At 69.1% G+C, this 20,057-nt stretch carries 20 protein-coding genes and 1 tRNA gene; 4 read left to right on the top strand and 17 right to left on the bottom strand.

What is annotated here, in order from left to right; translation table 11 throughout:
- Nucleotides 1-53: 53 nt before the first annotated feature.
- A complete protein-coding gene (locus AB0K52_RS03850) occupies nt 54-1,004 on the bottom strand; it encodes a sigma-70 family RNA polymerase sigma factor (protein WP_270122234.1) in 951 nt (316 codons plus the stop codon).
- 628 nt (nt 1,005-1,632) lie between these two features.
- Between AB0K52_RS03850 and orn the strand changes: the two genes are divergently transcribed.
- Together orn and AB0K52_RS03860 are read left to right on the top strand one after the other, a co-directional pair.
- Complete coding sequence (gene orn / locus AB0K52_RS03855; protein WP_363525762.1) at nt 1,633-2,244, top strand: oligoribonuclease; 612 nt, start codon at nt 1,633-1,635, stop codon at nt 2,242-2,244.
- 91 nt (nt 2,245-2,335) lie between these two features.
- Nucleotides 2,336-2,411: transfer RNA gene (locus AB0K52_RS03860), tRNA-His, on the top strand.
- A 109-nt stretch (nt 2,412-2,520) separates the two neighbouring features.
- Here AB0K52_RS03860 and AB0K52_RS03865 read toward each other — a convergent pair.
- From AB0K52_RS03865 to AB0K52_RS03925, 13 genes are all read right to left on the bottom strand, one after another.
- Nucleotides 2,521-3,009 (bottom strand): DUF1707 domain-containing protein, encoded by a 489-nt coding sequence (locus tag AB0K52_RS03865; RefSeq protein ID WP_363525765.1) that lies wholly within the window; start codon nt 3,007-3,009, stop codon nt 2,521-2,523.
- 40 nt (nt 3,010-3,049) lie between these two features.
- Nucleotides 3,050-3,487, bottom strand: coding sequence for a DUF1707 domain-containing protein (locus AB0K52_RS03870; RefSeq protein ID WP_363525768.1), 438 nt, complete (start codon nt 3,485-3,487; stop codon nt 3,050-3,052).
- A 24-nt stretch (nt 3,488-3,511) separates the two neighbouring features.
- Nucleotides 3,512-4,348, bottom strand: coding sequence for a type I methionyl aminopeptidase (gene map / locus AB0K52_RS03875; protein WP_363525771.1), 837 nt, complete (start codon nt 4,346-4,348; stop codon nt 3,512-3,514).
- Between the two features lie 5 nt (nt 4,349-4,353).
- Nucleotides 4,354-4,989, bottom strand: coding sequence for an adenylate kinase (locus AB0K52_RS03880; RefSeq protein ID WP_363525773.1), 636 nt, complete (start codon nt 4,987-4,989; stop codon nt 4,354-4,356).
- 74 nt (nt 4,990-5,063) lie between these two features.
- On the bottom strand, nt 5,064-6,401 hold the full coding sequence (gene secY, locus AB0K52_RS03885) for a preprotein translocase subunit SecY (protein WP_363525776.1): 1,338 nt from the start codon (nt 6,399-6,401) through the stop codon (nt 5,064-5,066).
- Nucleotides 6,402-6,651: 250 nt separating this feature from the next.
- The gene (gene rplO, locus AB0K52_RS03890; RefSeq protein WP_208496303.1) at nt 6,652-7,125 is read right to left on the bottom strand and encodes a 50S ribosomal protein L15; all 474 of its coding nucleotides are present in this window, start codon (nt 7,123-7,125) and stop codon (nt 6,652-6,654) included.
- Nucleotides 7,126-7,127: 2 nt separating this feature from the next.
- Nucleotides 7,128-7,310 carry a 50S ribosomal protein L30 gene (gene rpmD / locus AB0K52_RS03895; protein WP_106361906.1) on the bottom strand — a complete coding sequence of 61 codons (183 nt, stop codon included), beginning with the start codon at nt 7,308-7,310 and terminating at the stop codon, nt 7,128-7,130.
- 11 nt (nt 7,311-7,321) lie between these two features.
- Nucleotides 7,322-7,963: a 30S ribosomal protein S5 gene (gene rpsE, locus AB0K52_RS03900; RefSeq protein ID WP_205328637.1), complete on the bottom strand. Its 642-nt coding sequence runs from the start codon at nt 7,961-7,963 to the stop codon at nt 7,322-7,324.
- Nucleotides 7,964-8,225: 262 nt separating this feature from the next.
- Entirely contained in the window at nt 8,226-9,683 is a 1,458-nt protein-coding gene (locus AB0K52_RS03905) for an RICIN domain-containing protein (protein WP_363525781.1), read from the bottom strand.
- Between the two features lie 149 nt (nt 9,684-9,832).
- Nucleotides 9,833-10,753 (bottom strand): carbohydrate ABC transporter permease, encoded by a 921-nt coding sequence (locus AB0K52_RS03910; protein ID WP_363525784.1) that lies wholly within the window; start codon nt 10,751-10,753, stop codon nt 9,833-9,835.
- Nucleotides 10,754-10,761: 8 nt separating this feature from the next.
- A complete protein-coding gene (locus AB0K52_RS03915) occupies nt 10,762-11,685 on the bottom strand; it encodes a sugar ABC transporter permease (protein ID WP_363525787.1) in 924 nt (307 codons plus the stop codon).
- Nucleotides 11,686-11,710: 25 nt separating this feature from the next.
- Entirely contained in the window at nt 11,711-13,117 is a 1,407-nt protein-coding gene (ngcE, locus tag AB0K52_RS03920; RefSeq protein WP_363525790.1) for an N-acetylglucosamine/diacetylchitobiose ABC transporter substrate-binding protein, read from the bottom strand.
- Nucleotides 13,118-13,175: 58 nt separating this feature from the next.
- Nucleotides 13,176-14,096, bottom strand: coding sequence for a MurR/RpiR family transcriptional regulator (locus AB0K52_RS03925; RefSeq protein WP_363525793.1), 921 nt, complete (start codon nt 14,094-14,096; stop codon nt 13,176-13,178).
- Nucleotides 14,097-14,231: 135 nt separating this feature from the next.
- Between AB0K52_RS03925 and AB0K52_RS03930 the strand changes: the two genes are divergently transcribed.
- A complete protein-coding gene (locus tag AB0K52_RS03930; protein WP_363525796.1) occupies nt 14,232-15,185 on the top strand; it encodes a BadF/BadG/BcrA/BcrD ATPase family protein in 954 nt (317 codons plus the stop codon).
- 97 nt (nt 15,186-15,282) lie between these two features.
- On the opposite strand, the gene murQ is transcribed toward AB0K52_RS03930, so the two are convergent.
- The gene (gene murQ / locus AB0K52_RS03935; RefSeq protein ID WP_363525799.1) at nt 15,283-16,212 is read right to left on the bottom strand and encodes an N-acetylmuramic acid 6-phosphate etherase; all 930 of its coding nucleotides are present in this window, start codon (nt 16,210-16,212) and stop codon (nt 15,283-15,285) included.
- A 102-nt stretch (nt 16,213-16,314) separates the two neighbouring features.
- Between murQ and AB0K52_RS03940 the strand changes: the two genes are divergently transcribed.
- Nucleotides 16,315-17,196, top strand: coding sequence for a MurR/RpiR family transcriptional regulator (locus AB0K52_RS03940; protein ID WP_363525802.1), 882 nt, complete (start codon nt 16,315-16,317; stop codon nt 17,194-17,196).
- 50 nt (nt 17,197-17,246) lie between these two features.
- Here the strand turns inward: AB0K52_RS03940 and AB0K52_RS03945 are convergent, their stop codons facing one another.
- A complete protein-coding gene (locus tag AB0K52_RS03945; RefSeq protein ID WP_363525805.1) occupies nt 17,247-18,026 on the bottom strand; it encodes a lysozyme in 780 nt (259 codons plus the stop codon).
- A 135-nt stretch (nt 18,027-18,161) separates the two neighbouring features.
- Entirely contained in the window at nt 18,162-19,943 is a 1,782-nt protein-coding gene (locus AB0K52_RS03950; protein ID WP_363525807.1) for a glycoside hydrolase family 3 N-terminal domain-containing protein, read from the bottom strand.
- Nucleotides 19,944-20,057: the final 114 nt, after the last annotated feature.

The raw sequence follows: 20,057 nt of genomic DNA on the forward strand, positions 1-20,057 counted from the left end.
CCCGGCCCTTCCTCCGTATCACTGGTGTCTGCGCGCCCTCAACGCCTGCGCAGTCAAGCCGCCTCGGCCATGACCTGGTCGTTGGCCAGCTCCTTGAGGCGGGCCAGCGCCTGGATCTCGAGCTGGCGGATGCGCTCGCGCGACAGGTGGAACCGGTGCGCGACCTCCGTGAGCGAGTGCTCGCGGCCGTCCTCGAGCCCGTAGCGGGCCTTGACGATCCCCGCCGAGCGCTCGTCGAGGTGGTTGAGCATCATCTCGATGCGCTGGCGCTCCATGCCGGCGAGGACGACGTCCTCGGGGCTGGGCTCGTCGGAGTCGGCGACGAGGTCGCCGAGGTTGGTGTCGCCGTCGTCGCCGATCGGCGTGTCCAGCGAGACGGTGTCCTGGCTCCAGCGGATGAGCTCGTTGACCCGCTCGACCGTGACGCCGAGAGCCTTGGCGACCTGGTCGGGTTCGGGGTCGCCGCCGAGCTCGCGGGTGAGCTGGCGGGTGACGTTGCGCATCCGGTTGACGTCCTCGACCAGGTGCACCGGCAGGCGCACGGTGCGCTCCTGCTGGGCGATCGCCCGGCTGATGGCCTGGCGGATCCACCACGTGGCGTAGGTCGAGAACTTGAAGCCGCGCTGGTAGTCGAATTTCTCGACGGCGCGGACCAGGCCCGTGTTGCCCTCCTGGATCAGGTCGAGCATCGGCATCCCGGAACGGACGTAGCGGCGGGCGATCGAGACGACCAGCCGCAGGTTCGCCTTGATGAACTGCTCTTTCGCCTTGGCGCCGTCTTCGACCAGGCGCTTCAGGTCCTTCTCGGTGGCGTCGCCGAAGGTCTCCCCCTCGCCGAGCAGGTGCTTCGCGAACAGGCCGGCCTCGACCGCCTTCGCCAAGTCGACCTCGGCGGCGGCGTCAAGCAGCGGCGTCTTCGAGATCTCATGCAGGTAGACACCCACAAGGTCTCGTTCCTCAGCGACCTCTTCGGTGGTGAGGGTGGGTGTTGTCGTTTGCTCCACGCTCAAGGTCTCCTCCAGCTTCCTCGTCCCCCGACACCGCGTGAGCGGTGTACCAGTTACAACGACCGCTTCGTTGCGTGGAATTCCGTGCCCCGGTGTTCGATGCGCCACGGTTACGGAATCGATGCGGTTCGGTGGCCGCCGGGTTTTTCACGCCCAGTGGCTCCGCACCGTTTCGAGTACCCGTTTTCATCGGCTAAGCTCGGTTCACGGCTCCTGTCCCTGAGACGGAGCCGCGTCGGCTCCATGACGCCTCTGAGACGGAGATCACCTCACCTCTGCTGAGGTCTGATGACCCGAGTCCTGGTCACGGTATCGTCTCCGGCTTGCTTCATCGCAAACCTTCAATCTCTAGGGGTACACGCGCCTTACCTTGAAAAAGTTGAGAGATCATCTTATTGCGGCCCTAATCACTGCGATACGGGCCGCAAAGGCGGCGACGCTCTGATACCCGCACCATAGCGGACGGTAGCGGTGACAAGCAACACCTTTCCCAGGCGTTGTTGTCCGATTCCGAACACCCCTCGTTCTGATTCAAGTGTCCGCCCTCCGGGCCTCCCGCGGGGGCGCTTCCGACGGCGTGACACGTAGATCACCTCGCGTGCTACTTGCGCGTAGAGTTGGCCCGGTGACTGAAGAACGCCTAGTGTGGGTCGACTGCGAAATGACCGGCCTCGACCCCGAGATTGAAGCCCTCATCGAGATCGCCGTACTCGTCACGGAACCCGACCTCACCCCCCTGGACGAAGGCATCGACATCGTCATCGCCTGCGACGGCCCGGTGCTGGACAACATGGGGGCGTTCGTCGCCGACATGCACGCCAAGTCCGGGCTCACGGATGAAGTGCGGGCCTCGCGGATCTCCCTGCAGGAGGCAGAGGACACGGTCCTGGAGTACATCAAGCAGCACGTGCCCGAGGCGCGCACCGCCCCGCTGTGCGGCAACTCCATCGCCACCGACCGCACCTTCATCACCAAGTACATGCCGCGCCTGGACGACCACCTGCACTACCGCATGATCGACGTGTCCTCCATCAAGGAACTCGCCCGCCGCTGGTACCCGCGCGTCTACTACAACCAGCCGGCCAAGGGCCTCGCGCACCGCGCCCTCGCCGACATCAAGGAGAGCGTGCAGGAGCTCGAGTACTACCGCCGCACCCTCTTCGTGCCCCTGCCCGGGCCGAGCAGCGACGAGGCGAAGGCCGCGGCCGCGAGCATCGCCGGAACGCCCCAGGACTGAGACGGCCGACACCGAACCCCGTTGACAGGAACACGGGAAGCTTGGCTATGATTGTCGCCGGTCCCCGGGTTTCCCGGCGGAACCGGTCTTGGTGGTCGTAGCTCAGCTGGTAGAGCACCTGGTTGTGGTCCAGGAGGTCGCGGGTTCAAGCCCCGTCGGTCACCCCAAGCAAGAAGGCTCTGCGAGCAGGCGTCCAGCCGTTCGCAGAGCCTTTTTTCGTGCCTCGGGGTCGGCGCGAACATGCCGGTGCCGCGGCACCGGCCGTCGCACCGTCTATCACTGGTTCCGATTGCGGCGCAACCGCTCGCGGCGCTTGCGCTCCTCCCCCGGGCGGATGATGGTCCGCTCGGCGATCGTGAGCACCGTGGCCACCACCCCCAGCGGGATCGCCACCCACACCGGCCAGAAGTACTGGTGGCTGCCCGACAGGAAGTACACGAACGCCCACACGCCGGTGACGATGCCGATCGGGATCGAGACGCCCGCCCACAGCCACTTGATCCACTCGGGGGTCCCCTGCTTGTCGGGCGCGAACGCGTCGGCCTGGGCCTGCAATACGCGCTGGTAGGCCGGCAGGTCCGCCAGGACGACCTCGGTCTCGCCGACGGTCTTCGCCGCCATGAGGGTGTCGACGCGCTTCTCGTACTCGTCGAGGTCGATGTAGCCCTGGTCCACGGCGGAGCGCAGGATCTCGGTCAGGGAGGCCCGCTCGGCGTTGCCGATCCGCATCTCGCGGTCGCCGCCGAAGCGTTCGAGGGAGGACATCCGTTGGGCTCCTAAGGGATGGGGTGAGGAGGGGCTACTGTCAGCGGCCGCGGGTGACCAGCTGCACGAACGTGGCGATCGAGAGGCCCATGATCGGCCAGATGGGCCAGAAGTCCCCGAACTCGCCCGACGAGACCGAGGTGGCGAGCCAGATCAGGGTGGTGATGCCGCCGACGAGGACCAGGGCGCGCAGTGCGGGCACCTCGTGGAACCAGTTGCGGCCGTGCGCGTGCCGCTCGGTCTCGACCTCGGCGGCGGGCTCAGACGGGACCACCTCGCCGGTCTTCGGGCGGCCGCCGGGGAGGTCCTCGAAAATGAGGTCGAGCTCGGCGTTGGTCTTGGCCTCATAGGCGGTCTTGGCGCGGTCATCGAATTCGGCGAGGTCGATACGGCCCTCGTCGAGGGCGGCCTGCAGCTGCGCGATCGCCTTGTCGCGGTCGGCGTTGGAGATGCGCAGCTTGCCTTGGTCTTCGGTCACGAAGCCAATTATGGCACCGGGGTCCTATTCCGCGCGAGCCGCGCTCGCGGCCGCATCGCCCAGCTGTTCGACGCCGCCGTCAGGGGCCGTGAGGACCCAGACGCCGTCCTCGCACAGGGCGATGGTGTGCTCGACGTGCGCGGCGATCGAGCCGTCGTCCGTGACGATCGTCCAGCCGTCGGCCAGCTCGGCGGTGTCCTCCGAGCCGAGCGTGAGCATCGGCTCGATCGCCAGGGCCATGCCCGGGCGCAGCTTCGGGCCCTCGCTGGGGCGGCCGTAGTTGAGGATGTGCGGGTCCTGGTGCATCTCGGTGCCGATGCCGTGCCCGCCGAACCCCGTGACGATGCCGTATTCGCCCGATTGCTCCACGGAGCGCTCGATGGCGTGGGAGATCCCGCCGAGGCGCTTGGCGGTGCCCGCGGCCTTGATCCCGGCCCACATGGCGGCCTCGCAGGCCTCGCGCAGGGCCGTCAGCTCGGGGGCGACCTGGCCGATCTCGATGGTGATGGCCGCGTCCCCGTGCCAGCCGTCGACGATCGCGCCGACGTCGACCGAGAGGAGGTCGCCCTCCTTGAGGACCGCGTCCTCGGAGGGGATCGCGTGGACGACCTGCTCGTTCACCGACGAGCAGATCGAGCCCGGGTAGGGGCCGTTGCCGATGTCGTAGCCCTTGAAGGAGGGCACCGCGCCGCAGTCGCGGATGACGTGCTCGGCGATGCGGTCGAGTTCCGCCGTCGTCACGCCCGGGCCGGCCGATTCGCGCATGGCCTGGTGGACCTCGGCCACGACGAGCCCGGCCTTGCGCATCTTGCGGATCTGCTCGGGCGTCTTGTACTGGATGTGCTGGCGACGGCGGAACACGGCGGCTATTCCGCGGCGCCGATGGCGTTCAGGGCGCGCTCGGTGATCTCCGAGACCTCGCCGATGGCGTCGATGCGCACGAGCTTGCCCTGCGCCTCGTAGTAGCCCACGAGCGGCGCGGTCTGCTCGGCGTAGACCTTGAGGCGGTTCTTGATCGTCTCGGGCTGGTCGTCGGTTCGCTGGTAGAGGTCGTCGGAGTCGGGGTCCGCGGGCGGGTCGAACTCCAGGTGGTAGACCTTGCCGGTCGACTTCGAGACGCGGCGGCCCGACAGGCGGCGCACGACCTCGTCGTCACTGGCGACCAGCTCCAGGGCCAGGTCCAGCGTGGCGCCCGCCGCTTCGAGGACCCGGTCGAGGACCTTCGCCTGCTCGGTGTTGCGGGGGTAGCCGTCGAGCAGGAAGCCCGCCTTGGCGTCGTCCTCGGCCAGCCGGTCGGCCACCATCTCGTTGGTGACCTCGTCGGGCACGAGGTTCCCGGCGTCCATGTACTCCTTGGCCTTGAGGCCGAGCGGGGTGCCGCCGGAGACGTTCGCGCGGAAGATGTCGCCGGTCGAGATCTTGGGGATGCCGAGCCGCTCGGCGATGATCTCCGCCTGGGTGCCCTTGCCGGCCCCGGGCGGGCCTACGAGTACCAGTCGCACAGTTGTTCCTCCCGTGTCGTCACAGTGCCCATTGACGACTCGCAAGCGTCGTCGAGGCCGAAGGTCTTCCTACGTCAGCGGAGGAAGCCCTCGTAGTGGCGCTGCATCAGCTGGGACTCGATCTGCTTGACCGACTCCAGGCCGACGCCCACCATGATCAGCACCGAAGTACCGCCGAACGCGAACTGTGCGAACAGCTGCTGGTTACCGAACGCGATGATGGCCAGATTGGGAAGGATAGCGATCGCGGCCAGGTAAAGCGAGCCCGGGAAGGTCAGGCGTGACAGGACTCGCTGCAAGTAGGTCGCGGTGGGCTTGCCGGGGCGCACGCCGGGGATGAACCCGCCGGCCTTCTTCATGTTCTCGGCGACGTCGTCGACCTTGAAGGTGATCGAGACGTAGAAGTACGTGAAGAAGATGATCAGGAACGCGTACAGCGTGATGTACACCCACGAGCCCTGGTTCAGCAGGTAGCGGTCGATGAAGCCGACCCACTCGGAGTCGCTGTTCTGGTTGAGCTGGCGGAACAGCGTCGGGATGTACAGCAGCGAGGAGCCGAAGATGACGGGCACGACGCCGGCCTGGTTGACCTTGAGCGGGATGTAGGTCGAGGTGCCGCCGTACATCCGGCGGCCGACCATCTTCTTGGCGTACTGCACCGGGATGCGCCGCTGCGACTGCTCGATGAAGATGACCGCGACCATGATCGCGATGCAGAGCCCGATGATCACGCTGAACATGAACCAGCCCTCGGACTTCTGCAGGGACCAGAACTGGCCCGGCATCTGCGCCGCGATCGAGGCGAAGATGAGGAGGCTCATGCCGTTGCCGACGCCGCGCTCGGTGATCTGCTCGCCGAACCACATGATGATCGCGGTGCCCGCGACCATGACGGCCACGACGACGATGACGGTCATCCAGTAGGGGATGTTCGCTTCCGAGCCGGACAGGTCCGGGAGGATCGCGTCCGGGCACTCGGCCTGGAACAGGATGCCCGAGCGCGCCAGCGCGATGTAGCCGGAGGCCTGGAGCAGGGCGAGGCCCAGCGTCAGGTACCGGGTGTACTGGGTGATCTTGACCTGGCCCGGCTGGCCCTCCTTGCGGAGCTGCTCGAGCCTGGGGATCACGACCGTCAACAGCTGCATGATGATCGACGCGGTGATGTACGGCATGACGCCGAGCGCGAAGACCGAGAGCTGGAGGAGCGCTCCACCGGTGAACAGGTTCAGGAGCCCGAAGACGCCGGCCTCATCGTTGGGCTGCATGTTGAGGCAGGTCTGCACTGCCGCATAGTCCACGCCGGGACTCGGCATCTGCGCACCAAGACGATACAGGCCGATGATCATCAAGGTGAACAGGATCTTCTTGCGCAGATCGGGAGTCCGAAACGCGCTGATGAAGGCGGAGAGCAATGCGGTTCCTCCTGAACAAGACCCCCTGGCGGGGCCCTTGGCGTTGCGGGGCAACGCCTTTCGTTACCAGTGGGCGTGTGTAGTTCGTAGCGGGAGCGTCACACGCCCGAGGAAGACGGTGGTGCTCGCCATGGGAGCCTAGCAGGCGCATTCGGACGCAGAGTATTCGGCATTCATTACGACGAAACGGGCCGGAGTTCCCTCCGACCCGTTTCGCGGATCTGGTGTTCGAACGGCTTATGCCACGGACTTAAGCGTCCAGGGCCTCGCCGGTCTTCTTGTCCACCACGGTGGCCGAGCCACCGGCGGCGGCGATCTTGGTGACGGCGGAAGCGGAGAAGGCGTGGGCCTTCACGTCCAGCTTGACGCCTTCGAGCTCGCCGGAGCCGAGGACCTTGATGAGCTCCTTCTTGTTGAGGACGCCCACCTCGATCAGCTGCTCGGGGCCGACCTGGCCGCCCTCGGGGAAGAGCTCCGCGAGGCGGTCGAGGTTGACCACGGTGTAGACGAGCTTGTTGTGCGGCTTGAAGCCCTTGAGCTTCGGCAGGCGGATCTGGAGCGGCTGCTGGCCGCCCTCGAACCCGGCCGGCACGGTCTTGCGGGCCTTGGTGCCCTTGGTGCCGCGACCGGCCGTCTTGCCCTTGGAGCCCTCACCGCGACCTACGCGGGTCTTGGCGGTCTTGGCGCCGGGGGCGGGCTGCAGGTCATGAATGCGGATAGCCATGACTACTCGACCTCCTCGACGTCGACCAGGTGACGGACACGGTGGACCATGCCGCGGTACTGCGGGAGGTCCTCTTTGTAGACGGTCTGGCCGATCTTGCGCAGGCCGAGCGTCTGGATGGTCGCACGGGCCTTCGGCTTCTCACCGATGACCGACTTGTGCTGGGTGATCTTCAAACGTGCCATGTCGAGTACCCCTAAGCCTTCGCGGCCGCGGCGGCCTCGGCGCGGGCGCGCAGCAGGCCCTGAGGAGCGATGTCCTCGAGCGCCATGCCGCGGCGGGCCGCGACGGCCTCCGGGGATTCGAGGCCCTTGAGCGCGGCCACCGTCGCGTGGACGATGTTGATCGCGTTCGAGGAGCCCAGGGACTTCGACAGGACGTCGTGGACGCCGGCGCATTCGAGGACGGCGCGCACGGGGCCGCCCGCGATGACACCGGTACCCGCGGAGGCGGGCTTCAGGAGCACGCGGCCGGCCGCGTCCTCGCCGAAGACCTCGTGCGGGATGGTGCCGCCGATGCGGGGGACCTTGAAGAAGTTCTTCTTCGCCTCTTCAACGCCCTTGGCGATGGCGGCGGGAACTTCCTTGGCCTTGCCGTAGCCGACGCCGACGTTGCCGTCACCGTCGCCGACCACCACGAGGGCGGTGAAGGCGAAGCGGCGGCCGCCCTTGACGACCTTGGCGACGCGGTTGATGGTGACTACGCGCTCGACGTGCGGGGACTTCTCGGCGCGGTCGCGACCGCGACCGCCCTCGCGTCCACCGCGCCCGCCGCGACCGCCGCGGCGGTCGCCGCCGCCGTCCCGGCCGCCGGCGGCAGCTTGCTGTTGATCAGCCACGAGACTGATTCCTTTCGTTCGCTCAACGCCAGCGCTCCGACTGCGTCGGAGCCTGACTCGCATACTGTTCCCTTTGGTGGGCCTTCGGCCCAGGGATCCGGATTCGAGACCCGGAGGAGCCGCGCCCAGGGCGCAACCTCTCGATTATGCCTGGTCAGGGGTTGTTCGGCGAACGGCGGGGTCGGGCTGAGGCCGGGGACACAGCGGGACCGCCGCCCGAGCTGCGAAGTCCTCGGGCGGCGGTCCCGGTATCGGGGGCGGGTCAGAGCGCGGTCACGTCCCATTGCTGGTTCGCGGCGCCGGTGCAGGCGGCCTGCACGATGGCGGCGCTGTTGGCGGTGGAGGCGGGCTGGAGGCACAGCCCGGAGTGCTGGGCGACGATGGCGTAGTTGCCGTTGGCCGAGGCGCGCAGGGAGAAGCGCTGGTTGCCGCCGGCCCAGCAGCCCCACTGCCCGACGGGGGCGCCGCTGGCCGTGGACTGGTCGAGGACGTCCCAGCACTTGCCGGTGGCGGTGTTGGAGACGGCGCCGACCTTGGAGCCGGGGTAGACGGGGTCGAAGGTGAAGGCCTGGGGCGCGCCGTTCCAGCAGTCGTACTGGATGAGCTTGGTGCCGTCGGTGGACGAGCCCGCGGGCACGTCGATGCAGCGGCCGGAGGCGGCGTTGACGAACTTGGTGCCGTAAGGGCTGCCGTCCTCGGTGCCGACGACGCCTTGGACCGTGCCGGCGGCGGCGTCGATGTTGAGGGTGGAGTACCAGGTGAGGGTCATGCTGGTGTTGCTCGGGAAGCTGATGGGCAGCCACACGTACTCGCTGTCCATGGGCTTGCCGCCCCATTGCGGGCCCCACCGGTCGCCCATGTAGAGGTAGCTGGTCCCGGCCGTGCCCTGGACGGTGGTGACGAAGGTCGGCTGGGAGCCGTAGGTGGTGGAGTTCCCGGCGTTGGTCCAGCCGGACCAGGCGCCTTCGGGGAAGTTCGTGGTGGTGGCGTACTGGGTCTGGTTGGCGTTCCAGCCGGTCGCGCCGGAGGTGACGAGGAAGTAGACGCCGTTGCGCTGGAAGACGGCCGGGGCCTCGCGGTGGTAGCCGTCGAAGACGTGGACGAGTTCGTCGATGGCGAGGTAGTCGGGGGTGAGGCGGTAGACGTTGAGGTCGTAGTTCACGTCGGCGGCGGAGATGAGGTAGCCGGTGCCGTCGGAGTCGACGAAGAGCGTCATGTCGCGGGAGTCGTACCCGGCGGGGCGGAAGGAGCCCTGGTAGGCGTAGTCGCCGTCGACGGTGTCGGAGACGGCCACGGCCACTTCGGCGTCGCCGTAGTCGACGCCGTTCTCCTTGTGGGCCCAGAGGACGTACTTGCCGGTGCTGGCGTTGTAGATGACCTTGGGGCGTTCGATGTTGGACGGGGAGAGGTCGGGGTGGGACTCGGCGCTGAGGATGTCGTTCTCGAACGTCCAGTTCACGAGGTCGGTGGAGGAGTACATGCTGACCTGGTCGAACAGGTAGTCGTTGCGCTGCTCGCCGACCAGGTAGTAGGTGTTGCCGACCTTGAGCATCCCGCCGCCGTGGGCGTGCATGAGGTTGCCTGCGGTGTCGGTGATGGTCTGGCCGTTGTCGAATGACACGGGCGCGGCCGTGGCGGGGGCCGGAGCGGCCAGCCCGAGGGCGGTGGTCACGAGGGCCGTCGCGGCGGCGAGGGCGCCGAACCGCTTCCTTGTTGACATCGTCGTCTCCTTCGCGGGCGCCCCAAGGGAAAGGGCGTGATCGAATCATTTCGATATTTCCACAGATTCGAACCCTTGTAAACACCCTTCGTCAAACCGGTTGAATAACCGGTTTCACTGGGACGACGCACGATTCGCGCGGCGGTTCGCTACTTGATGGCCCCCGCGGTGAGGCCGGCCTGGATCTGGCGCTGGAAGAGGACGTACGCGACGAAGATCGGGATCATGGCGAGCACGGTCCCGGCGAACAGCGCGCCCGAATCCCCTTCGTAGCCTTGGCGCAGCGCGAGATTGGCCAGGCCCTGGGAGATCATCGCGTCCTCGGGGTTGCGGCCCAGCAGCACCAGCGGCAGCAGGAACTGGTTCCACTGGCCGATCACGTTGAAGATCGTGATGGCCACCAGCCCGGGCTTGGCCATCGGCAGCATGACCTGGAAGAACAGGCGGTAGTGCCCGGCGCCGTCCACGACCGCGGCCTCGGCGACCCCCGTGGGGAGCGTTCGGAAGAACGCGGTCAGGAAGAACACGGTGAACGGCAGCGAGTAGGCGATGTACACGATCGCCAGGCCGGTGTACGTGTTCAGCAGCGACACGTTCTGCAGGGTCTTGAACAGCGGGAACAGGGCCAGGAACACCGGGAACATCATCCCGGCGGCGAACCCGAAGTACACGGCGCGGTTCCCGGGGAACTCGTAGCGCGCCAGCACGTACGCGGCCATGGCGCCCAGGAGCATCGTGCCGGTGACGCTGAAGACGAGCACGGTCACGGTGTTGAGGAAGTAGCCGCCGATGTCGCCGTTCGTCCAGGCGTTCATGTAGTTCGCCCAGTGCGGCGCCGCCGGAAGGCCCAGCGGGTCGGAGGCGATCTCCCGCGTGGTCTTGAAGGAGGACATGACGATCCAGGCCACGGGGACGATCACCATGAGTGCCCACAGCCACAGGAAGCCCTGCGAGAAGACGTTGAGCACGTTGCCTTCGGGGCGCGGGGCGCGCTGCGGGGACCGCGCGGGCGGGGCCGCGTCGGAGGCCTCGCCTTCAGCGGTGCTGCCGGGGGCGGTGTCGGTTGCCATGTCGCTCCTCAGAACTCGATCCGCTCGCGGCGGCCGAACCGCAGCGACACGACCGCCAAGGACAGGGCGGCGAAGAACAGGACCACGCCCAGCGCCGACGCGAACGCCTGCTCGCCGTGGTTGAACGCGTACTTCCAGATGACGCCGCCGACCACTTCGCTCGCCGCGTCGGGGCCGCCGCGCTCGGGCGTCATCATGTAGATGAGGACGAACACGTCGAGGGCGACGATGGAGAGGTAGATCCACGCCGTCTGCACCGAGTCCCACAGCAGCGGCAGCGTGATCCGGAAGAACATCGGGCCGCGCCCGGCCCCGTCGATTACCGCCGCCTCGTACAGGTCGCGCGGGATCGACGCCATCGCGGACGAGAAGAACACCAGGTAGAAGCCGACCGCGCTCCACACGAGCACGCCGATCACGGCCGCCAGCACGAACCGCGTGTCGGCCAGGAACCCGTTGACCGGGGCCGGCAGCCCGACCGCGGTGAGCGCCCCGGTGATGAGCCCGCCGAAGTTCTCGGGCGCGTACACCTGCTTCCACAGGATGCCGATGATCGCCACCGACAGCACCTGCGGGAAGAAGTAGACGACCTTGTGGAACCGGGCCCCCCGCACGCCTTCGATGCGGCCCCGGCGGACCCGGCCGCCGAGGTTGAGCATGAACGCGAAGAACAGGCCCAGCGCGATCGTCACGAGCGGCAGCACCACCAGGATGATCCCGGTGTGCCGCAGGGCCGGGAGCACCAGCCGCTCGTCCTTGAACAGGTTCGCGTAGTTGTCGAACCCGATGTACTCGAAGGAGTTCGACGACCCCGACCAGTCGGTCAGGGAGATCTGGAAGGCCTGGGCGAACGGCAGGATCACCAGCCAGGCGTACAGCCCCACCGGCAGCGCCAGGAAGCTCAGGATGAACGGGTACCTGCCATGCCTCACAGCCCAGGCCCTCCTCTCGACTCGCCTAGTCCTCGTGGGTGAACTTCTCGATGGTGTCGTCGGCGGCGGTGTCGTCGGCGACGGTCTGCATCCGCTGGAGGAACTCCTCGGGCGTCGACTCGGCGTTGATGAGCCGGCCGAGCGCGGGGCGCACCTCCTCGTTCATCTTCGTGTACCAGTAGCGGAACTGCGGCTGGAACATGTCGTCCGGATTGGACACCAGCGCGTCGGTCATCTTGGCGGCCTCGTTGTCGAGCTCGACGCCCTTGACGACGGTGGCGGCCTGCACGGTGTCGCCGAACATCTGCGAGCCCTCCTTGGAGAGCATGATCCGCAGGTACTCGTACGCGCCGGCGAGGTTGGTCGCGTTCTTGGGCACCACGAACGGCTCGTCGCCGCCCGCGCTGATGAGGCCGGGCTGGACGCTGCCGGCCAGCGCGGGCACGCCCATCGGGGCGTACTCGAAGTCGGCGGGCGCGATCGCCTTCTGCTCGTTGGGGAGCCAGGACCCGCACGGCAGGAACGCGGCCTCGTTGTTGTTGAAGGCGGTCTGCGACTGGATGTGGTCGATGCCCGCGCTGCCCTCGAGGAGGAAGCCGGACGCGCCGATGCTGTGCATCGCCTCGGCCGCCAGCGCCACCGACTCGTGCTCCCAGGCGCCCGCCTTGAGGTTGTCGATGTCCTTGAGGACCTGGACGCCGCCGTGGCGGCCGGCGAGCATGAGGAACATGTCGTAGAGGTAGACGGGGTGCTGGCCGGCGTAGGTCCACGGCGCGATCCCGGCGGCCTTGATGGTGGGGCAGAGGGCGATCATCTCGTCCCACGTGGTCGGCGGGGTCCAGCCCTGGTCGCGGAAGAGCTTGGCGTCGTACCAGATCGTCCACGCGTTGAAGACGTAGTTGAGGGCGTAGACCTTGCCGTTGAAGGTGCCCGCTTCGAGCACGCCCTCGCGGAGGGTGTCGCGGACGGTAAGGCTCGGGTCGTCGTAGGAGGGCGCGTCGAGCAGCGGGGTGAGCTCGGCGAGCTCGCCGTCGCTGACGAGGGCGTCCATGGGGATCTGCTGCGCGCCGGAGTTGTCGAGGACGTCGGCGGGCTTGCCTTCGGCGAAGCGCGGCTGCTGGGTCTCGGCGATGGCCTGCGTGGGGAGGTGGGTGATCTCGGCGTCGGGGAAGGCGCGGTTGTAGATCTCCTGGTGGGCGACGGCGTACTCGTTGCCGAAGCCGCCGTCGAAGATGACGACGTCCAAGGGGGCCTTGGGGTCGACGCCGAAGGGGTTCTCGGCGTCCTCCCCCACGGTGACCTCGCCGCCTTCGTCGTCGCTGCCGCTGGTGGCGCAGGCCGCCAGCGAGGAGGCGGCGAGTCCGGCGGCGGTGGCGCCGAACAGGTTGCGGCGGTTGAACATCGGTTGCTTGTCGGCTGCAGTGTTCCTCATGGGTCGCTCCTTCAAGGGGTAGCAGGTTGGGCAGGACCGCTGATGGACGGCGGGAGGGTCAGCTCGCCCCGTTCCGTTGTCGGGCCGGCCGGTGGCCGACCACGGCTCGGGCCCGGGACTCCAGGGCCTCGAGCGCCGCAGGGAAGCGCCGCTGCGCGACCGCGATGTGGACGAGGTCGGCGACGAGCAGCGCGGAGTGCCGGGAGGCGAGCAGGTCGGCGCGGTGGCCGGTGCGGGTGGTGGCCGAGACCAGGCAGATGTCGGCGATCTCGGCGAGGGCGGAGTCGGCGTCGCCGGTGAGGGCGACGGTGAGGGCGCCGCGGCTGTCGGCCTCGGAGAGCATCTCGATCACTTCGGCGGTGGAGCCGGAGAGGGAGACGGCGAAGGCGACGTCGCCGTCGCCGAGGAGGGCGGCGCTGGCGAGGGCGTCGTGGACCTCGGTCCAGACCCAGGCGGCGACGCCGGTGCGGTAGAAGCCCATCTGGAGTTCGCGGGCGACGATGGCGCTGGTGCCGACGCCGTAGACGTCGACGCGGCGGGCGTCGCAGACGCTGGCGGCGACGCGTTCGACCGCGGTGAGGTCGAGGGTGTCGACGGTGTCGCGGAGCATCGCGGCGTCGATGGTGATGAGCTGCTTGAGGACCTGCTCGAGGGGGTCGGAGGGGGCGATCTCCTGCCCGATGTTGACGTCCCATCCGGTCTCGCGGCGGGCGGAGGCGCGACCTGTTTCGGTCGCGATTGCAACCCTGAGGGCGGCGTAACCGTCATATCCGAGATGACGGCAGAATCGTGTGATGGTCCCTGGGGAGGTACCGGAGAGCTCGGCGAGGTCCATGATGGTGGCTCGCGCGGCGGCTTCGGGGTCGGCCAGTACTTGGTCGGCCACTTTCGACATGGCTTCGGACAGTTCGGCTGCGCCGTGGCGGATCCGTGCGAGGACGCCGGCCGCGGCGGGGGCTTCTGGGCTGGTTTGGTCCATTGGCATCCCCTTCGGGAGGTGGATGCAAGAAAAACTATTACCTATGCCACACTCGTGTCAAGTTCATGAGAATTATTTTTACTGGTTTGCACCGAAGGCGGATACTGCTGGTATCGCAAGGAGCGGGGACCCCACATGCACGCAAGACTCGCCGTCGGCCTTGACGCCGGCGGGACCAGCAGCCGCGCCGTCCTTATCGACGAAAGCGGCGCGGTGCTCGGCACCGGCGCGTCAGGACCGGCGAATCCGGTCGGCGGCGACCGGGAGATCGCGCTGTCCAACATGGCCCTGGCGTTCCAGCGGGCGCTGGGCGGCATCGACCCGGCGGAGGTCGGCGCGGTCTGCGTCGGCACCGCGGGCGCGCTCTCGCTCACCGAGGAGGTGCGCGAGCTCTCCGCGGACCTGAAGCGGCGCTTCGCGACCGACTGCGAGGTCGCGGTCGTCTCGGACGCGGTGATCGCGTTCGCGGCCGGCTCGTCCGCACCTGACGGCACGGTCGTGGTCTCGGGCACGGGCGCGGTGGCGTTCGCGATCCGCGACCGCACCCCGGCCCTGCGCTCGGACGGCTACGGCTGGCTCTTCGGCGACGCGGGATCGGGCTTCTGGCTCGGCCGCGAAGCGGTGCGCGCCGCCCTGCGGCACATCGACGGCAACGGCCCCGGGGGACGCCTCGTCGAGGCCATCATCGCCGCGATCGCGCCGGACAAGCGCCGCTCGGGTGCGTTGGTGGCCAAGTGCATGGCGGACCCGCCGGTGCGGCTCTCGCGCTTCTCCGCGCTCGTGTGCGAGGCCGCGGACGGCGGCGACCCGGTCGCCGAGTCGATCGTCGCGCGCGCCGTGGGGCACCTGGCCGAATCGGTGTCATACGTCGTCGACCGCGAACTCCCGATCGTCATGGCCGGCAGCCTCCTGACCCGCCCGACCCCGATCGCGGCGCTGCTCCAAGAGCGGTTCCGCCTCGTCTACCCGAAGGCCGGCATCAGCAAGGCCACCGACCCGGCCGTCGGAGCGGCCTGGATGGCCGCCAGCGCCTTCGTCACGGACCCCGAAGCACGCGTCCGCCTCCACCGTCAACTCGCCTGGCGCTAAAGGGAACTCCCCTCACGCGACCTCGCCTGTCGCACCCCGGTGCGACACCCGAGCCGGGGGCGGTTCCGAATCGCCACCCGGACGTCCGCCCCTGCGCTCAAACCGCGCCCAGCGCCCCCGACAGGCGGCCCTCCGCCGCCTCCAGCCTCGCTTTCGCCGCTGCCGCGTCGATGCCGAGTTCGAGCATGACCACCGCGGTCTTGACGTGCTCGCCGGACGCCGCCAGGGCGGTCTCCGCCGCCTCGGCGTCGGCGCCGGTGATCTCGCGGATCATCCGCACCGCGCGGGCCGCCAGCTTCGAGTTGGCGACCCGCATGTCCACCATGTAGTTCCGGTAGACCTTCCCCAAGCGCACCATCGAGATCGTCGAGATCATGTTGAGCACGAACTTCTGCGCGGTCCCCGACTTCAGGCGCGTCGAACCGGCCACGACCTCCGGCCCGACCTCGACCTCGATGCGGTGCTCGGCCGCCGCCGACAGGCGGGTGTCGCGGTTGCATGAAAGCCCCACGGTGAGCGCCCCGCGCCGCCGCGCCTCCTCGACCGCCGCCACCACGAACGGCGTCCGGCCGCTCGCCGCCAGCCCCACCACCGCGTCCTCCGGGCCGATGCGCTCGGCGGCCATCGCCGCGACCCCGGCGGCCGCATCGTCCTCGGTCCCCTCCACCGCACCGCCTTCGGCGGCCTTGCCGCCCGCGATGATCGCCTTCACCAGTTCAGGGTCGGTGGAGAACGTCGGCGGGCACTCGGCCGCGTCCATGACCGCCATCCGCCCGGCCGTCCCGGCCCCCACGTACCGCAGCCGCCCGCCCTTCGCCAACCGGTCGGCCACGGCGTCGATCGCGGCGGCCACCTCCGGGAGCACGGCGGCGACCGCGGCCGGGACGCTCGCGTCCGCCTCGTTCATGGTGCGCGCCAGGTCGAGCGTCGAGAGCCGCTCGATCTCGGCGAAGCGGGGGTCGGCCTGCTCGGTCGCCAGGGCCGCCAGCTGCGTGCGCGCCTCCAGGCGCTCGGTCGTCTCACTCACAGTTGCGAGCCTAGCGCAATGAAGTGAATTTTCATCCCTCTGCCTGGGAATGAAGAATCGCGCCGCACCATCCCGGGCCCCTCGCAGGTGTAAGGTCTCGTCATGCCTGCCAGCCGCACCGACACGCCCAACCTCCTGGTGCTCATCAAATCCGTCCTGCCCTCGCTGTCGAAGGCGGAGACCAAGGTCGCCCAAGAGATCATCCGCGAGCCCGAGGCCGCCTCGACCCGCACGATCACCGAACTCGCCCGCGCCGCGGGCACCTCCGAGGCCACGGTGGTGCGGTTCTGCCGCTCCCTCGGCCTCGCCGGGCACCGAGAGCTTCGCATGCGGGCCGCGCAGGCCGTCATCGGCACCGGAGAGGGCCCGGACCGCGAGATCGCGGGCGGCGACATCCCCACGGGCGCCGACATGTCCCGCATCATCGCCACCGTCAGCTACGCCGACATGGGCGCGATCACCGACACCGCCGCCGCCCTCGACACGGCCGCCTGCGAAGCGGCCGTCGCCGCCCTCGCGGGCGCGGGCCGGATCGACGTCTTCGGCGTCGAGGCCTCCGGGATCGTCGCCGCCGACCTCGTCAAGAAGCTCCACCGCATCGGCGCCACCGCGTACTCCTGGCCCGACGTGCACGCCGCGCTCGTCGCCACCGCGCTCGCCGGCCCCAAGGACGTCGCCGTCGCGATCTCCCACTCGGGGGCCACCACCGAGACCGTCGAGTTCCTGGAGTCCGCCCGCGACCGCGAGGCGACCACGATCGCGATCACCAACCACGCGCGGTCCCCGCTGGCGAAGGCCGCCGACCTGGTCCTGACCACGGCCGCCCGCGAGACCACGTTCCGCTCCGGGGCCACGGTCAGCCGCATCGCCCAGCTCATGGTCGTCGACTGCCTCTTCGTGGGAGTGGCGGCCAAGCAGCGCAAGCGGACCGCGAAGGCCCTCGCCGCGACCGCGGCGGCCGTGTCGGGACGCCAGCGGGCCTGAGCACGACGAAGGCGGGGGCCTTGTGGGCCCCCGCCTTGCACTGGTGCGGGCTAAGTGTTGTTGGCGAGGGCGATGAGGCGGTCCCTCGCGCCGTTGAAGTGGTCGCGGTCGACGTTGCCGGAGATCCCCGGGACCGAACCGGTCGCGGTGTACTGCCAGAACGTCCAGGTCGTGCTGCTCCAGCCGGCCGGGAGCGTCGGGGCCGCGGCGCCCCAGTGCGCGATCCACAGCGGGCTCTTGGAGGCCATGCCGGTCCACGAGCCGGTGCAGGTGTTCCACCACGAGGCGGTCGTGTAGATGACCACGTCGCGGCCGGTGCGGGTCTTGTACCGGTTGTAGAAGTCGGTGATCCAGGTGCGCATCTGGGTGGTGGTGAGGCCGTAGCAGGCCGCGCCCGAGGGCGGGGCCTCCAGGTCGACCGCGCCGGGCAGGGTCAGGCCGTCGGCCGACCACGCGCCGCCGTTGCTGGCGAAGTAGTCCGCCTGGGCGGTGCCGCTGGAGGAGTTGGGGCGGGCGAAGTGGTACGCGCCGCGGATGACGCCGGCGGCGTGCGCGGCCGGGTAGTTCGTGTTGAACCGCGGGTCCTTGTAGGTGGTGCCCTCGGTGGCCTTGATGTACGCCCACTGGACGCCGGAGTTCCGGACGGAGGTCCAGTTGATGGCGCCCTGGTAGTTGGAGACGTCGATCCCGGCGATGCGGGTCTGCGCCTGCGCCGGGCTCGCGACGGCGAGTCCGGCGGCGGTGAGCACCGCGGCCGTGAAGAGGACGACGGCGGCGCGGAGGCCGCGGCGGGGGCTGCGGGGTCGGTTGAGGGTGGGGGAAAGCTTCACTATTACTCCCTGCTTGTGAGGAGATCAGTGGATTGGGGGGAGTGCACGGTTTTGCACCCGGCACCCAGTATGAAGATAAATTCCACAGGGAGTCAAGCGTGTGAAAATAACTTTCTACTACGCGCAAGTGAACGGCTACGTGTAGTGCAGGCCGTGCCCGAAGGCGTACGCGATCGCGCCGTCCGGCCCCGGCACGTCGACCGGCAGCGTGCCGCTCGGGTCGAGCGCCCCGGTGATCACCTTCGCCAGGGACGCGAGGGAAGCCGTCGTGTACGAGTAGGTCGCCAGGCTCGCGTTGACCGCGGGCAGTCGCGCGGCGTCGTAGGGCGTGCCGACGGCGGCGGTGACCACGCGGGCGTTCGCCTTCAGCAGCTCGGCCACCAGATCCGCCTGCGCGCCACCGGCTTCCACCTGGTACGTGACGACCACGACGAGGTCGCGGCCCGCGGCCGCGGCGACCGCGGCCTTGATTCGGTCGGCGTCGGGGGCTTCGCCGGTGAGCAGCGTTTCCGCTTGCAGCCCTTCGGCGTTGAGGGATTCGGCGAGCCGGGCGGTGGTGTTCTCGCCCCAGCCGGTCACCAGGACGTTCCCGGCCGCGAGCGGCAGCGTCCCGTCGTTGGCCAGCAGCGTGATCGAGCGGTCGGCGATGTCGGCGGCGACGTGCCGGTGCTCGTCCGAGCCGACCACGCTCGTCTCCTGATCGGCCGGGCCTTCAATGATGCCGCGAGCGAGCTTGAGCGCGAGGATCCGGCGCACCGAGGCGTCGATGCGCTCCTCGGTCAACTCCCCCGCCTCGACCGCGTCGAGCACCGCCTGGTGTGCGAGCGGGAAGTTCGGCGGCATCAGCAGCAGGTCCACCCCGGCCTCCAGCGCCAGCACCGGCACCCGCTCGTCGCCGAACTCGGTGCGCACGCCCTCCATCTCGAGGGAGTCGGTGACCACCACGCCGTCGAAGCCCAGCCGCTCGCGCAGCAGGCCGGTGAGGATCGGCGCCGAGAGCGTCGCCGGCCGCAGCGACTCGTCGAGGGCCGGGAACTGCAGGTGGCCGCTCATGACCATGTCGGTCCCGGCCGCGATCGCGGCCGTGAACGGCGGCGCGTCGATCCGCTCCCACTCCTCGGCGGTGTGCGTGATGACCGGCAGCCCCAGGTGGCTGTCCGTGCCGGTGTCGCCGTGACCCGGGAAGTGCTTGGCGGACACCGCCACACCCCCGGCCTGGTAGCCGCCCACCTGCGCGGTCGTGAACTCGGCGACGAGCGCGGGGTCGGAGCCGAAGGACCGCACCCCGATCACCGGGTTCGCGGGGTCCACGTTCACGTCCGCGTCGGGCGCGAAGTTCAGGTTGAGGCCCATCGCCCGCAGCTCCACGGCCGCCGCCTCGGCGGCCCGGCCCGCGGCCTCCGTGTCCCGGGTCGCGCCCAGCGGCATCGCGCCGGGGAACTGCGTCGCGGGCGCCCCGATCCGCACCACGGTCCCGTACTCCTGGTCCGTGGCGATGAACAGCGGGGTCTCCGCGGCCTCCTGCAGGCCCGCCGAGAGCGCCGCGATCTGGTCAGGATCGGACAGGCCGTTGGCCCAGTCGAAGTAGATGATCCCGCCCGGCTTGTAGGCCGCCACGAACGCTGCGCCGTTGTCCTCGCCGAGGCGCTGCCGGTTCGAGGCGACCGCGTCGACCTGGTCGGTATCGGCCGACTCCCCGTGCACATAAACGACGAACAACTGGCCGACCTTGTCCGCGAGGGACATCGACGCCAGCCGCTCCTCGACCCAGTCAGGCGTCACCGCGGGCTCCTCGGGTTCGTCCTCGCCCCGCCGCGAGGCCGCCTCGGCGATCACGGCGCCGCCGCCGACGACCGCGAAGGCCCCGGCGACACTCGAGACGAGCACGGTCTTGCGGGAGAGCTTCGGGGAACGCACCCGCCCATCCTGACCCAGCCCCGGCACACTCGCAAGGGCGACCCGCGTACGAACCGCCGCGAATCACACCGAAGACGGCGAAAGCCGGGAAGGAGCGATGCTCCTCCCGGCAGC

It is taken from the genome of Glycomyces sp. NPDC049804 (assembly GCF_040674615.1).
Taxonomy (GTDB): Bacteria; Actinomycetota; Actinomycetes; order Mycobacteriales; family Micromonosporaceae; genus Glycomyces; species Glycomyces niveus.

Excerpts from the sequence above, each read along its gene's own strand:
- AB0K52_RS03930 (WP_363525796.1), top strand. The coding sequence starts at position 14,232 with ATGCACGCAAGACTCGCCGTCGGCCTTGACGCCGGCGGGACCAGCAGC.
- rplO (WP_208496303.1), bottom strand. The coding sequence starts at position 7,125 with ATGGCTATCCGCATTCATGACCTGCAGCCCGCCCCCGGCGCCAAGACC.
- rpmD (WP_106361906.1), bottom strand. The coding sequence starts at position 7,310 with ATGGCACGTTTGAAGATCACCCAGCACAAGTCGGTCATCGGTGAGAAG.
- AB0K52_RS03940 (WP_363525802.1), top strand. The coding sequence starts at position 16,315 with ATGCCTGCCAGCCGCACCGACACGCCCAACCTCCTGGTGCTCATCAAA.
- AB0K52_RS03910 (WP_363525784.1), bottom strand. The coding sequence starts at position 10,753 with ATGGCAACCGACACCGCCCCCGGCAGCACCGCTGAAGGCGAGGCCTCC.
- AB0K52_RS03925 (WP_363525793.1), bottom strand. The coding sequence starts at position 14,096 with ATGGACCAAACCAGCCCAGAAGCCCCCGCCGCGGCCGGCGTCCTCGCA.
- AB0K52_RS03905 (WP_363525781.1), bottom strand. The coding sequence starts at position 9,683 with ATGTCAACAAGGAAGCGGTTCGGCGCCCTCGCCGCCGCGACGGCCCTC.
- AB0K52_RS03865 (WP_363525765.1), bottom strand. The coding sequence starts at position 3,009 with ATGTCCTCCCTCGAACGCTTCGGCGGCGACCGCGAGATGCGGATCGGC.
- ngcE (WP_363525790.1), bottom strand. The coding sequence starts at position 13,117 with ATGAGGAACACTGCAGCCGACAAGCAACCGATGTTCAACCGCCGCAAC.